The 13612-nt window shown below is 37.5% G+C and carries 12 protein-coding genes; 1 reads left to right on the top strand and 11 read right to left on the bottom strand.

Features of this window, described 5'->3' with window-relative positions:
- Positions 1-13 precede the first annotated feature (13 nt).
- The 11 genes from HP439_RS05815 to HP439_RS05765 form a co-directional block, all read right to left on the bottom strand.
- Positions 14-967 carry a glycosyltransferase gene (locus tag HP439_RS05815; protein ID WP_172389404.1) on the bottom strand — a complete coding sequence of 318 codons (954 nt, stop codon included), beginning with the start codon at positions 965-967 and terminating at the stop codon, positions 14-16.
- Positions 968-1152: 185 nt separating this feature from the next.
- Positions 1153-2277 carry a DUF1565 domain-containing protein gene (locus HP439_RS05810; RefSeq protein WP_172389403.1) on the bottom strand — a complete coding sequence of 375 codons (1125 nt, stop codon included), beginning with the start codon at positions 2275-2277 and terminating at the stop codon, positions 1153-1155.
- 4 nt (positions 2278-2281) lie between these two features.
- The gene (locus HP439_RS05805) at positions 2282-3142 is read right to left on the bottom strand and encodes a hypothetical protein (RefSeq protein ID WP_172389402.1); all 861 of its coding nucleotides are present in this window, start codon (positions 3140-3142) and stop codon (positions 2282-2284) included.
- Positions 3143-3606: 464 nt separating this feature from the next.
- Complete coding sequence (locus HP439_RS05800) at positions 3607-4755, bottom strand: glycosyltransferase family protein (RefSeq protein ID WP_172389401.1); 1149 nt, start codon at positions 4753-4755, stop codon at positions 3607-3609.
- Between the two features lie 3 nt (positions 4756-4758).
- Positions 4759-6081, bottom strand: a complete 1323-nt coding sequence (locus HP439_RS05795; RefSeq protein WP_172389400.1) for an oligosaccharide flippase family protein — start codon at positions 6079-6081, stop codon at positions 4759-4761.
- Between the two features lie 2 nt (positions 6082-6083).
- Complete coding sequence (gene wecC, locus HP439_RS05790) at positions 6084-7304, bottom strand: UDP-N-acetyl-D-mannosamine dehydrogenase (RefSeq protein WP_172389399.1); 1221 nt, start codon at positions 7302-7304, stop codon at positions 6084-6086.
- 8 nt (positions 7305-7312) lie between these two features.
- The gene (wecB, locus tag HP439_RS05785) at positions 7313-8431 is read right to left on the bottom strand and encodes a non-hydrolyzing UDP-N-acetylglucosamine 2-epimerase (RefSeq protein WP_172389398.1); all 1119 of its coding nucleotides are present in this window, start codon (positions 8429-8431) and stop codon (positions 7313-7315) included.
- Positions 8432-8464: 33 nt separating this feature from the next.
- On the bottom strand, positions 8465-9847 hold the full coding sequence (locus HP439_RS05780; protein WP_172389397.1) for a nucleotide sugar dehydrogenase: 1383 nt from the start codon (positions 9845-9847) through the stop codon (positions 8465-8467).
- A 41-nt stretch (positions 9848-9888) separates the two neighbouring features.
- Positions 9889-11298 carry a nucleotide sugar dehydrogenase gene (locus HP439_RS05775; protein WP_172389396.1) on the bottom strand — a complete coding sequence of 470 codons (1410 nt, stop codon included), beginning with the start codon at positions 11296-11298 and terminating at the stop codon, positions 9889-9891.
- A 17-nt stretch (positions 11299-11315) separates the two neighbouring features.
- Positions 11316-11792, bottom strand: coding sequence for an adenylyltransferase/cytidyltransferase family protein (locus HP439_RS05770; protein ID WP_172389395.1), 477 nt, complete (start codon positions 11790-11792; stop codon positions 11316-11318).
- Between the two features lie 117 nt (positions 11793-11909).
- A complete protein-coding gene (locus HP439_RS05765; RefSeq protein WP_172389394.1) occupies positions 11910-12422 on the bottom strand; it encodes a helix-turn-helix domain-containing protein in 513 nt (170 codons plus the stop codon).
- A 334-nt stretch (positions 12423-12756) separates the two neighbouring features.
- Here HP439_RS05765 and HP439_RS05760 point away from each other — a divergent pair.
- Positions 12757-13612 (top strand): TonB-dependent receptor plug domain-containing protein (locus HP439_RS05760; RefSeq protein WP_172389393.1); only part of this gene is annotated, 856 nt, incomplete at its 3' end.

Raw genomic sequence — 13612 nt, 5'->3', positions numbered from 1 at the left:
TCATAATTAATATTTAAAACGTCTTTTTTTCTCGGTGGTATATCGCTTTATACCTATTCGCAATGTTTATCCAATCGTGATTCTCGCATATCAGGGGCAGGTCGTACCGGTACGGTTCATGTCCAATCATCTTTTTTAATTTTAAAACGATATCATCGACAGTAACAGGTTTTTCAACGGATTCGCCTATATCAGCATAAAACCCGTCTATTCCATCGTTCTTTGTAAATAGAATTGGCAAACCTTGCGTCAATGCTTCTACATACACTAATCCGAAGGTTTCATTCACCGATGGCATCGCAAAATAATCATTTTGTCGATAAATCTCAAGCAGCTTGTTTTTGTCTTTAATCTGTCCTAAAACCTTCACATTATCGTGCTCCGAGAACGCCAATTCGTTAAAGTCTGACTTTGAAAAATCACCGACCAATTGTAATTCAACGGAAATGCCATCGCGATTTAATAATCTAATGGCTTCAGCCAGTTTATCAGCATTCTTCCTTTTAATAAGTTGTCCGACATAAAGAATTCGAACCGGTGCCCTAACCATTCTTCTGGCAAGTAGATCAATATCTGAAATTCTATTTTTTATCCAGAATTCGTCAATTCCATTGGGTATGACTTCAATTTTCGCAAAATCGAGCCATTTATCAACCATTCTTGTTCTAAAAATACGATGATAACTTTCGGATATAAACACAACCCTCTCTGCATTCTTTAATATTTCTCGCGCAAACTCTCGTTCCCATAATAGATACTTATAAAAATAAACGATATCGGAACTTCGAACTGCAACAATATAAGGAATAGAATATTTCTTGTTAAGTAGATATGCAGCACCTCCATCGCTGAACCAGGTATGGGCATGCATTATACTTACTGCCGCTAAATCTACTTGTTTTTCAATATCATTTGATATTTTACGAATTTTTCTCCGGTACAATATTCTATCAGAGAATTTATTCAAAATAGGTCTATAAATCAATTTTGATCTCGACCTTGAAAAAGATATCGAATTCATACCGATCTTCGATTCGTCTCGCAAAGGATGGTAAACGATTTGATCAATGTCGAGAGAATCCAAACTTAAAAATAGATTTCGATAAAGTGTTGAACCGGAAAAATCGTTGGTAATCTGAAGTATCATGCAAATCAGTGAATTGATATTATTCTATTATTTTTTTCTTCAATATTTCCAAAAGAATTTCTTTGGCCAATAAACCCCTTCAAGACCTGTTCAGAACTGACGCCAACCCTCAAGGAAATCGATTCTACCTCCTTCGCCGACTGCAAAATAATATTACCGGAAATTATCGCTGGTCGCTGAGGGATGCCACGTATAACGATTGCACGAGTGCCTTTTCTAGTGTAAAAATAATTGTTGGAAATATTTATTGAAGTTCCTGCTATATTCGTATTATCTTTTCGATCTTTGCCTCCGTGCATGTCGAAAAGATGGTCGTCTTTATCTCCGATTACAATATTATGATGTGCATAATAAGATGTACCTATTTCGCCGGTACCTGCAACATCGTGTCTATTATTTTCAAATAGATTTGCTTGAATAGTTGCGCTCGCTCCCTTGAGAGCAACGCCATATCCCAAACCATGTCGCTTGTTACCATGAATATAGTTGTGATGAATATTTATATCCGAAGCGCCATCTGAAATAAATATTCCAGCATGACTCCAACCAGAAATTTCACAATTGCCAATTTCAAGGTTAGAATATTTTGAGGAAATTCCCTCTGTAACAGGCCGACCATACGTATTCCGCTTATTTTTGTCGCGAATAATCTTTTTCCCGTTTGGATAAATATTCGAATCTCCCCCATAAATTCGAAGACCGATTATCTTAGTATTTTTCCCACCTATCTTGATCATAGGTCTTACTCCAGCTTTAGTGGCCTTCAGAAGTGCCCCATGACTTCCGCCACGGCCTCTATCACTCATCAAAGTTACGCCGGCATTAATGTTTAACGGCACCGCATTGGAAAGTTCGAGTTCTATCGTTCCATCAACAAAAACAACTTGTCCCGCTTTCGCATTTCTTAAAGCTTCCAAAAGACCTTTTACGCTAGTCACTTTAAAATCATACGCAATCTTCATATCGTACGAAGGTTTGAAATCGCTTTGAACTCCGCCAATATGATTACCTCCATAAACGCCATTATTAGGCACATACTTGAAAATCGCGCTTTTGTTGAACGTTTGCGATGTGCATTTCAAGCAGAAAAACGAGAGAAAGAAAGAGGTTAAACAAATGTATTTTACCATCGTATTAAATTTTATAATTCCTTTGTAAACTAAAGACATGTAAAGTAAGTAAAAACAATGCCAATAAAGCTCCGTGGCCAAATAGTACTGTCAAAAAAGCACTATTGCTGAAGGTGAAAGCGAAGGGGACCAAGAGAACTACTGCCATTTTAAATCCAGCATACTTTGCGATTGAATCATAGAGGTGCAGGAAGAACCCTAACATGACGGCGATTATTAACATGCCTATAAAACCGTATTGCGCAAATGCGTCAGCCCAAATATTTGCATTGGCATATTGACCTTGTTCATTATAACCTCCAAATGCATAAGCGCCAATAATTTCCGGTGGAGATTGCCCTCCATATGGTGATTGGAAATTAACGAGAATACCCAATAGACTATTATTGGCCATAAAATTCTTAGGATTCATATCGAAGAACGAAAAATATTGCCCGGAGAGATGGCCTGTTAACGCAAAATTACGTCGGATCGTCAAAGAAGTTAGAATATTCTGAAACATTAAGCTATCACGAAAGAAGATAAAATCAGCTACAAGTACTACAATAAAAAAGAGCACTACCATTTTTAGTATTAATGATGAAATACCCGACAACTCCTTCAGTTTCGACAATGCGAATAAAATAATCAACAGAACGAATCCAATAAATAACGCAGACTTCAATCCAGATATTGAATATATAAATAGTTCGCCACCTAGACCGATAATTAACATCCAAAATTTCTTCCTGTCTAAATAACCCAGTATAATTAAAAAGGGATTAAATATAAAAAGTAACCACCTAATCTGTGTCCCCGCAAAACTGGACGTCTCTATCTGCTCCTTGTAATCGTATCGTACATCGTAAACGTCTCGTAATGACACGAAGGATATATTAAAGCCAAAAATTCTCACTGCATTTATCACAAATATTAAGTACAAAAGAAAGAAAACGATATAAAAAAAGGTCTCGGATATTTTTAATCGAGGAACACTAAACAGCGCGAGGCTGTCGAAGGAACATACTAAATAGAAGCTTAAAAGTAAAACGCAATTAAAGATAAAAAATCTGATTTCGTCATACGATATTGAAAGGTAAGGTATCATAATAGCAGGTATCACCACGACAAGATAGACGACCCATTTAATTAAAATACTTGGCCGATTAGAGGTTATTGGTATCCATAATAAAGGTAAAGATGCCTGAACGCTAAAAATCAATAATACAAAAAAATTGTAATCGACATGAGTTATAAGCTCATTGGAAATAAAAAACTCGAAGGAAACAAGGAGTAACAAGATAAACCCAATTATCCAAAACAGCAATTTAAAACGTTCTCTCCCCATAACTATGAATGAAGGCTGTTAAATATTTCTTGATAAAAATCACAAAATTCACGTACTTGCTTCATTTCCAACTTTGCATAGGTCGTATCGGAGGCTATGCCAACATTTAGCATCGATTCTGAAAAAGAAGACGTAATTATATCTTCAATAAAAGCGCCGTTTTTGTTTTTAATTATCAAACTATTGAGCACAGGATTGCTCTTGTTTACGATAGTAGGGATATTATATTTTAGACTCAAATAATACCTATTTGGGGCACAGAGTTTGTTGTTCAAATAATTCGGCAAATACATTATAATACTATATGACGCTCTGCCCCAAAATAGAGGGAGAAACTTATATGCAATTGTACCAATAAATATAAATGAATCTTCAGACAAATTATATTCTTGGATAAATGTTTCATAAGAGTATCTCGTTCCTCCGACGAGTAAAATCTTCTGGTTCTGAGATATACATTCACTAAATCGAGCTAAAAGAGCTCGCCCTCTCTCGATTTTTAACGGGCCCTGGTGGATAATAAATTGTCCACCATGCTGAATAAAATTATCAAGAATTTCCAATGAATCCTTGATGTGATCATTAATATCGGTTTCGGATATCAGCTCTTCGTCATATGGCAAATTCAAAAAATACGTGGAAGGTATACTTTTTATAAACAATTTGTCTTTAATGTATGTTAACCGCTCCTCATTTGCTTCAATCAGAAAATCACAAGCTTTAATCAGACGATTCTCAACATAAACATTCAACTTCTCAAACGCAGTCGCATTTTCATTCGGAATCTCGTGATCGTCATACACCACTAATGAATTGCTGTAGACTTTTTTATACAAAAGGACTGGTAAGCTCCCTGCACTGTCTTGAAGATGGATTACGTCCGGCCGTATTTTTTTTAGCAAGAAGAAAACCTTCCAAGTAAACTCTAAAATAGTAAATATTCTAAATATCGGATTATTCCGAAACAAACATTTAATTTGATGAAACCGCACTCTCTCATTTAACTTAATTTTAATCGGTTTATCAGGAAGTATAATAAAATCAAATGAAATATTTTGAAAGTTGCGTAATAAAATATTAATCTGGTTAATAATCCGTCCATCGGTATTAATATCTGTCTTCGCTACTAACGCTATCTTCTTATTCTTCATAATTTAAATCGAACTTACACTATTAATAACAGTTTTCTCTCTCCTTCTAACATAAAATTTACACAAAAAAATCAATATAACATAAGACATTGACATTCCAATCGAAAAAAACATAATAGCTGTTTTCACAGGTAGGCCAAATGACGCTGGTATTGTCAAAGTCAAAACGGTGAGAATCAATCGTAAAACATCCCATAGTAACTGTATCCTTTGTAACACAAGTAAATTCAAAATTTGAGAAAGGGGCGATGAGACAAATTGAAGAGCAAAGCAAACCGTTAAAATCTGAATAAATTCTCCCGCTTCAATCCACTTCTCTCCGAAAATAAGAGGGAACATTTTGTCTCCAAAGAATAAAACGACAAGCGCCGGGATGACGGAAAACTGAATCAATTTTTTTAAAATTCTTGAGTACAACCTTGCAACTCCTTTCTCGCTATTTCTAATCATTTCGGCAGCCTCCCCTATGAATACTTGAGAAATCGACATTCCTATTACTCTCATCGGAATCGAAATTAACGTGATCCCAAAAGAAAGACTTCCCGCCGCCTCCGCTCCATAAAAAAACATCACTAATGGAACTGGCAAATATAACCCAAGCGAATTCGCTAGTCCAGAAGGAGTTCCAAAAACGACATAGTCTTTATATCGGTTAAAAATACTTTTAATCTCTTTAGGACTGATTACATCTAGGTCAAAATTGTCGACAATATTTTTTCTTTTAACGACCCTAGCCAAGTTGAATAGAGAGGTAATTTGGTTTAATATAGTCCCTCCTATTAAAACCGATCCGTAGGGGTAATAAAGTCCAAATCCAATTTGAAATGCATTTTTGATTACGACCTGATTTAAAAACGAGACTGATATCTCCTTAAATGCTTTAAATCTTACAACAGCACTATTAAATATTCTATTTGTACCGGTAAAAAAGAGAGCTACACCGATTAACCACCAGTAGCGATAAATTTCTGCAATATTGATTTGATTATAGAATGAGTACGGTAATAATCCAAACGTTACTCCAATTAAAACGCTTATCAATAAATTTATAACTAAGCATGTCCAAAATAGTTGACTATACTCCTTATCATTTTCCTTAAGCGGCAAAGCCATTTCTAACTTAAGTGTAGTAATTCCAGTCAGTATACTTACAATGGATGTAAACACCCCGAAATACCCAAACTCTGCCGGAGTAAATATCCGGGTAAGAATTGGACTTACGAGAACATTGATAAGCTGGCCAAGTAAACTTCCGCTTAATAATATTAAAAAATTTTTGTTAAACCCGTCGGTAAAAACGGATTTAACTTTTTCTTTGAATCCCAATGTTAATTTATAATACTATTCGTAACACCACAAAAATCAAGGATGACTTTATTAGGGTTTAGGTTCATCGATTTAAATTCATCGTGAGCGACTAAAAAGACAACAATATCGGCCTTTGCAATGGCTTCGTCGTAATCTGTTAACTTAAAAAGATTATGTTCTTTAATATTAGGTTCCACAACAAAATACTCCTCGTCATTGGCATCTTGAAGAATCCGTTGAACAATATATTTCGCTGGAGATTCACGGAGATCATCGATATTTGGTTTAAACGCCATTCCCATTAAGGCGATCTTAGGTTCCTGGTTATTTTTTAACTGAAAGGCTTTTCTGGCGTCTTTAACCTTCTCTGCACACCAAAAGGCTTTATGATTGTTAATTTCTCGAGCTTTACCAATAATACGTGATTCTAATGGAAATTCAGAAACGATAAAATAGGGATCTACGGCGATGCAGTGTCCGCCCACTCCACATCCAGGCTGTAAGATATTGACGCGGGGGTGCTTATTTGCCAAACGAATCAGTTCCCAAACATTGATACCGGCCTTGTCGCATATTAAAGATAACTCATTCGCAAATGCAATCTGAACGTCCCTAGATGAATTTTCCGTCAATTTACACATTTCAGCAGTACGGGCGTTTGTTGCATGTAACTCGCCTCGGACAAATTGACTATAAAATGCCGTCGCCTTCTTTGTAGACTCCTCATTCACACCACCAATAACTCGATCATTGTAAACCAGTTCATACATAACATTCCCCGGCAACACACGTTCCGGACAGTATGCCAAATATATTTTACCCTCCAGCTCAGGGCGTTTACTGAAAATTAACGACATCATCTTCTCCGTCGTCCCGACAGGAGAAGTAGACTCGATAATATATAAATCTCCTTCCTTTAATAAAGGTAATACTGCTTCTGTTGCAGCTTGCACATAAGAAATATCGGGTTCGTGATCACCTTTAAAAGGGGTAGGAACAACTATTAGATAGGTGTCTGCTTTTACCGGCTTTGTATCTGCTTTTAAAAAGCCCTCGTCAACTGCTTTGGCTACAGCTTTATCTAGATCAGGTTCCACAATATGAATTTTCCCAGCATTAATAGTATCAACGACATGTTGAGAAATATCGACTCCGTGAACGGATATACCGTTATTGGCAATCAACGCCGATGTAGGTAGACCGATGTACCCCAAACCTACGGTTACAACTTTTGCTTGCATATGATTTTTTATCTTAAGTTTTTTATAAATTCAACGATGCGCTCACAGGCTTTACCATCACCATACGGATTATGCAACTCACTCATTTGTTTGTAGCGACTTGTGTTTGTTAGTAACTCTTCCGTTTCCATCACGATCTTAATTTTATCAGTACCAACTAGTATCACAGTACCAGCATCCACAGCCTCTGGTCGTTCAGTAGTATCCCGCATAACTAGAACTGGTTTACCAAGACTCGGAGCTTCTTCTTGAACCCCTCCTGAGTCTGTTATTATTAAATATGATTGGTTCATCAACCACACAAATGCGGGATAGGCTAATGGATCAATTAAGTGAATATTGGAAATGTCAGACAGAATTTCGTAAACAGGCCGCTTAACGTTAGGGTTCAAATGGACCGGATAGATAATCTGCACATCAGGGTACTTCTCTGCTATTTCTTTTAGTGCCTCACAAATATTGATAAAACCTTGCCCATGATTCTCTCGTCGGTGCCCAGTAACTAAAATTAATTTCTTCGATGGGTCGATCAATTCCTTTAATTTATTGATCTCTTTATTATCTAAATTCTTCACTCGTTCTGAGCTTTCAAAAAGCGCATCAATTACAGTATTACCTGTTACAATAATAGCGTCATTAGCAATGTTTTCAAGCACTAAATTCTGCTCAGATGCATTCGTCGGCGCAAAATGAAAATCAGAAATTCGACCCGTAACCTGCCTATTGATTTCTTCAGGAAACGGCGAGCGTTTGTTATGCGTCCTAAGGCCCGCTTCCACATGACAAACCTTCGCACCTGAATAAAAAGCCGCTATGCTGGTCGCCATTGTGGTGGTCGTGTCTCCATGTACGTATACGTAATCGGGTTTATAATCTTCCAGTACGATTTTCAACTCTGTAATAATATCAGCCGTTAAACCATAAAGATTTTGATTGGGCTTCATTAAATTTAAATCAAAGTCAGGTGTAATGTCGAAAAATTCAAGTACCTGGTCTAGCATTTCCCGGTGTTGCCCAGTAACACACACTCTAGTCTCAAAAGCAGAGTCTCGTTGAAACGCCTTTACTAAAGGCGCCATCTTTATTGCTTCGGGACGTGTACCAAATACAATCAGATTTTTTATCATTATTTTATCAATTTGTTATAATTCCAAGTCATTTTATTCCCCTATCGCGTAGTAAGAAAACCCAAACATCTCTAACTCATTTCGGTTCAACAACTTTCTTCCATCAAAAACAAAAGATGGTTTTTTCATACCTTTTTTAATCCTCTCCCAATCGTACGTCTTAAACTCATCCCATTCGGTCAAAACTGCGGCAGCATGTGCATTATCTAATGCCTCATACGGATCATTAACAACTTTAACTAAGCGACGATTGTCATCTGGAGATCGAGTCCCAAGGTAATCCAAATCTTTATAAATTTGTTCAGCTGACACTTTCGGATCATACACGACGACATTTGCCTCTTCATCTAGTAAATGATCAGCCACGTATATTGCTGCCGATTCACGTGTATCGTTTGTGTCTTTCTTAAAGGCCCATCCTAAAAATGCTATGTGCTTTCCATTAACCGTATTGTACATCGTCTGAATTATTTTTTCCGCAAAACGTGTTTTTTGATGATCGTTCAAAATAATTACTTGTTCCCAGTAATCAGCCACCGCTGTGAGATTATATGTTTTTGCGATGTATACTAGATTCAATATGTCTTTTTGAAAACATGATCCACCAAAGCCAACAGAAGCCTTTAAAAATTTTGAACCAATTCTACTATCCTGACCAATAGCTCTAGCCACTTCATCAACGTTTGCGCCAGTCACCTCACAAAGCTCAGAAATAGCGTTTACGCTCGAAACACGTTGAGCAAGAAATGCGTTGGCTACAAGCTTTGAAAGCTCAGAAGACCACAAGTTTGTAGTCAAAATTCTTTCTTTAGGCACCCAGGCAGCGTATATATCAACCAACGCTTGGATCGCTTCTTCATTATCTCCTCCTATTAAAACACGGTCTGGGTTATGTAGATCTGTAACCGCGGTTCCTTCAGCTAAAAACTCTGGGTTGGAAAGAATATGAAAATTCACTCCGTTACCAGTATTATCAAGAATGCTTTTCAAAGCCTCAGCCGTCCGAACAGGAAGCGTAGATTTTTCAACAACAATTTTGTCGGTTTTAGAAACAGCTGCAATCTGCCGCGCACAAAGCTCAATAAATTTCAAATCTGCAGCCTGACCTTTTCCTTTTCCATATGTCTTCGTCGGAGTATTCACCGAAATAAAAATCATATCAGCTTCGTCTATTGCTTTATTGACATCCGTAGAGAAAAACAGATTACGACCCCGTGCTTCAGCAATAACCGAATCAAGACCGGGTTCATACACGGGCAGATTTTCCAAATTATCATCATTCCATGCGTCAATCCGAGCAACATTTAAATCAACGACTGTGACCTCGACATTTAGATTCTTTTGAGCGATAACTGACATAGTTGGTCCGCCTACATAGCCGGCACCAATACAAGTTATTTTTTTTATGGCTTTCATTTTACTTTCTTTCTCTTTATATATTTTTATTAGTCCTTTGCTTATAATCTAGCGTCAACCTCTGACCGCGGCCAAACACCCTTAACGTCAAAAATGACACTATTCTCACACCTTATATTAAATAATGGGAGATTTATAAACTCATCATGCGCTACTGCTAAAATAATAGCGCTGTACTTTTGAATCTCTTTTCTTTCGTTTTCTAATATAACAGCTTCGTAGGGCGCTTCCTCTAAGAGCGAAATTCGATACTGCTTTTTAACATCTTCCACACTTGCCCATGGATCATAAATATCGACTGCTGCTCCATAATCCCTTAACTCATTATAAATATCGACAACCTTCGTGTTACGCACGTCTGCACAATTCTCTTTAAAAGTTATTCCAAGAATTAGTACTCGAGCTTCATTTATGCTGATATTCTTTGTACTTAAAAGTTTCACGACTTTAGAGGCAATAAATCCTCCCATTTGATCATTCACTCTTCTTCCGGAAAGTATTACGTTTGGTAAATATCCAAGTTCTGTCGCTTTATGGGCCAAATAAAAAGGATCTACAGATATACAGTGACCGCCCACCAATCCTGGCTTAAAAGACAAAAAATTATATTTAGTCGAAGCGGCATCTAGGACATCTTGAGTATCTATCCCCATGCGGTCAAATATTAAAGCCAATTCATTCACAAACGAGATGTTTATATCGCGTTGAGCATTTTCAACAGCTTTCGCAGCTTCGGCAATACGTATAGACGGTGCTTTATGTGTTCCCGCCACAATAATCGTCTGATATAGATTGTCCACTTCAACAGCTATTTCTGGAGTTGATCCTGAAGTAACCTTTTTAACTGATCTTAATGTATTTATTTTATCACCTGGGTTTATCCGCTCAGGGGAATACCCAACAAAAAAATCTCTGTTATACATTAGGCCTGATATGTTTTCTAGTATTGGTACGCAATCCTCCTCCGTACAACCTGGATATACTGTAGATTCGTAAATCACGAGATCTCCCTTTTTCATAAGCTTTCCAATTTCAGCCGTTGCCCGAAGCAATGGTCCTAAATTGGGTGCATTATACCGATCTATCGGAGTAGGAACTGTAATTATATAACAATTAGCATCACGAATATCTTCGATTACTGTCGTTAAATAAAGCCCTCGTTCGTCTATCACTACTTCAGCCGACACGTTTTCGTTGCGTAAATCCGTCAATGGTAAGACACTTTGATTGATACGATGTGGATTCTTTTGAACTAACACGGCTTCGAGCATCGTTTCATCCACTTCCCTCGTTGAATCTTTTCCTTGCTTCAGTTCTAATACACGCACGGAATCGATATCATATCCCACCACTGGATAGTGTTTCGCAAACTCTATCGCTAAAGGCAAACCAACATATCCCTGCCCAATAACAGCGATTTTATACTTATCCGATAACGTATTATTCTGCATGCAATTTTTTCGGGTAATTATTTCTTTCCGTTTTTCTCCGCCTCTTTCTGCGCAACAATACGTCTTAAACCAGAACTTGAGAAACGATGATCACGACTGTTAAAATAAAGTTCAATACCTTTTTTCTCACAATATTCACGACCTGTGAAATTCTTTTCTTTATATTCGTCGCCGACAATTCGAACATCCAACTTGAAAGATTTCAAAATATCCTCTAGGTCTTGCTCCGTAGAGTAGGGTACAATCTCATCCACATATTCGCATCCCCGGAGTTGAATATAACGTTCTACTACCGTTTGAGTCGGTGGGTTTTTTTCCGGACGGTCTAATGTTGGATCCATTTGTAAACCGCAAATCAAGTAATCGCATTGACGTTTTGCTTCGGCTAACATCATTATGTGACCTGCATGTAATAAATCAAACGTCGAAAAGGTTATTCCTACACGGGGGCCCGGATTGTAGTCCGGCTTCTTTTCTGCAACTTTCTCTTTCATAGTCTATTTTACCAATTTAATTTCGTTCAACTATTTAACTTACTACTAACATTGTTAAACTGTCTGCGCTTAACGCAATAAATATGCCACATACTTCTCCCCTCTATTATTAAATTTTTAGTCAGATCGCCTTTTATATACAATAATGTGAGCATCGTTAACTTCTCTATCAAAATGCATTGAAACTTCCTTGTTAATTAAATTAGATGTTTTCTCTGCAAGTTGCATTAAATATTCTTTATCTAAATCTTCGCCCTGAACAACTATATCTACCTTGCTCGATTCTAGACCTCTTGCATAAGGACCAACCAAAATTACTTGATCAACATCCCCCGCACGTTCTAAAACCTGCTCCACAACTTTATCTATACCAAGAAACGAATGAATCAATTTTTGTACAGGGGAAAACAAGGGGTGGGCGATATTTGCCCTATAAACTACTTTTTTTTGATCTTGTTTTCTTTCCAAAAAGCCCGCCTCAGTTAACTGATTTAATTCTTTTCTTATGCTATTGGTTGATTCATCAAATTCCTCTGCAATCCCGCGTAAATATCCAGTGTTACTTGCTGATACAAAAAATTTGATCAGTAACTTAAGTCTCGTTTTTGATGTAATTAATGCATCTAACATTCTTGGATATTAAGATTGAGTAACAAAAGTACTCGAACAATATTTCATATGCAAGTTAAATTTACATTAAGCCTATGAAAATCGCTCAACACGCTCCTGCACACATTAATCAGAGCGTTTTAAGAAAAATTTTGTAGCGTTTGTTCGATAATTATTTTGTAACAAACTGCTCCCAATTTAAGACCACGTATAAAGAACCATCTCTCCCGAACTTGCAGGAAAGAATCGACCCATTGATACTCATCTTTTTACAATCTAATTTTGATTTTAAAAAGTTTCTATTATATTTGTTGTATTGTAGTACATATAGACTAATCACTATAAACAATTTGTTATGAAAACCATGTTAATCAGCCAAGTAATCTGCTGTTTTCTGCTACTTTTTTCTGGCTCACTCCTCGCCCAGACCAAAATAGGTGGACAAATTTCCGATCAGCAGAACCAGCCCATCAGTGGAGTTACTATTGGAATAGAAGGAACAGCGGTTCAATCTAGCTCAAACGACGGGGGACAGTTTGAAATAGAAGTAGAAACATTGCCGGTGACCCTGACGTTCAGTTATATCGGGTTCCAAACGCTTACCTATCCAGTAAGCACCGCAGCAAGCAACCTAAAAATCCAGCTCAAACCTAGCGAAGCGAACATCGACGAAGTTGTAGTCGTTGGTTATGGCACCCAAAGCAGGCGAACCCTAACCACTGCGATATCAAAAGTGGACGGAAAAGCCTTGCAAAATATTCCGATCAGCACCGTCGGTGAGGGTTTACGCGGTAAAATAGCCGGTGCCCGGGTTTACCAATCCAACAATTCACCTGGCGCAGATGCTGTATTTCGGATCCGAGGAGGATCATCGATTAATAAAACCAATGATCCGCTCGTGCTAGTTGATGGGGTTGAACGGTCATTTTCGGGAGTGAACCCAAATGATGTTGAATCCATAGAGGTTCTTAAAGATGCAGCATCGACCGCTATTTATGGTTCCCGTGCATCCAACGGAGTCGTGTTAATAACCACAAAAAAAGGTAAAAATTCGGCATCTGCCAGAATAACCTTTGATGCTAACTACGCGTTTCAAAGCCCAGAATCGACAATCGACTTTATGAATGCTAGAGACTATATCGCTACCGTTAGACCGGCTGTTGCCGTCAGTCCCAACCCGCATTACAATTTTAATTCCGGTTATTCGGCCA

Source organism: Sphingobacterium shayense (assembly GCF_013179575.1).
Lineage (GTDB): Bacteria > Bacteroidota > Bacteroidia > Sphingobacteriales > Sphingobacteriaceae > Sphingobacterium > Sphingobacterium shayense.
The sequence above is the reverse complement of the archived record's forward strand: the minus strand, read 5'-3'. Positions and strand labels throughout refer to the sequence as shown.

Bases quoted from the DNA above. Each gene is read 5' to 3' on its own strand.
- HP439_RS05810 (WP_172389403.1), bottom strand. From the start codon at position 2,277: ATGGTAAAATACATTTGTTTAACCTCTTTCTTTCTCTCGTTTTTCTGC.
- HP439_RS05800 (WP_172389401.1), bottom strand. From the start codon at position 4,755: ATGAAGAATAAGAAGATAGCGTTAGTAGCGAAGACAGATATTAATACC.
- HP439_RS05765 (WP_172389394.1), bottom strand. From the start codon at position 12,422: ATGTTAGATGCATTAATTACATCAAAAACGAGACTTAAGTTACTGATC.
- wecB (WP_172389398.1), bottom strand. From the start codon at position 8,431: ATGATAAAAAATCTGATTGTATTTGGTACACGTCCCGAAGCAATAAAG.
- HP439_RS05780 (WP_172389397.1), bottom strand. From the start codon at position 9,847: ATGAAAGCCATAAAAAAAATAACTTGTATTGGTGCCGGCTATGTAGGC.
- HP439_RS05775 (WP_172389396.1), bottom strand. From the start codon at position 11,298: ATGCAGAATAATACGTTATCGGATAAGTATAAAATCGCTGTTATTGGG.
- HP439_RS05770 (WP_172389395.1), bottom strand. From the start codon at position 11,792: ATGAAAGAGAAAGTTGCAGAAAAGAAGCCGGACTACAATCCGGGCCCC.
- wecC (WP_172389399.1), bottom strand. From the start codon at position 7,304: ATGCAAGCAAAAGTTGTAACCGTAGGTTTGGGGTACATCGGTCTACCT.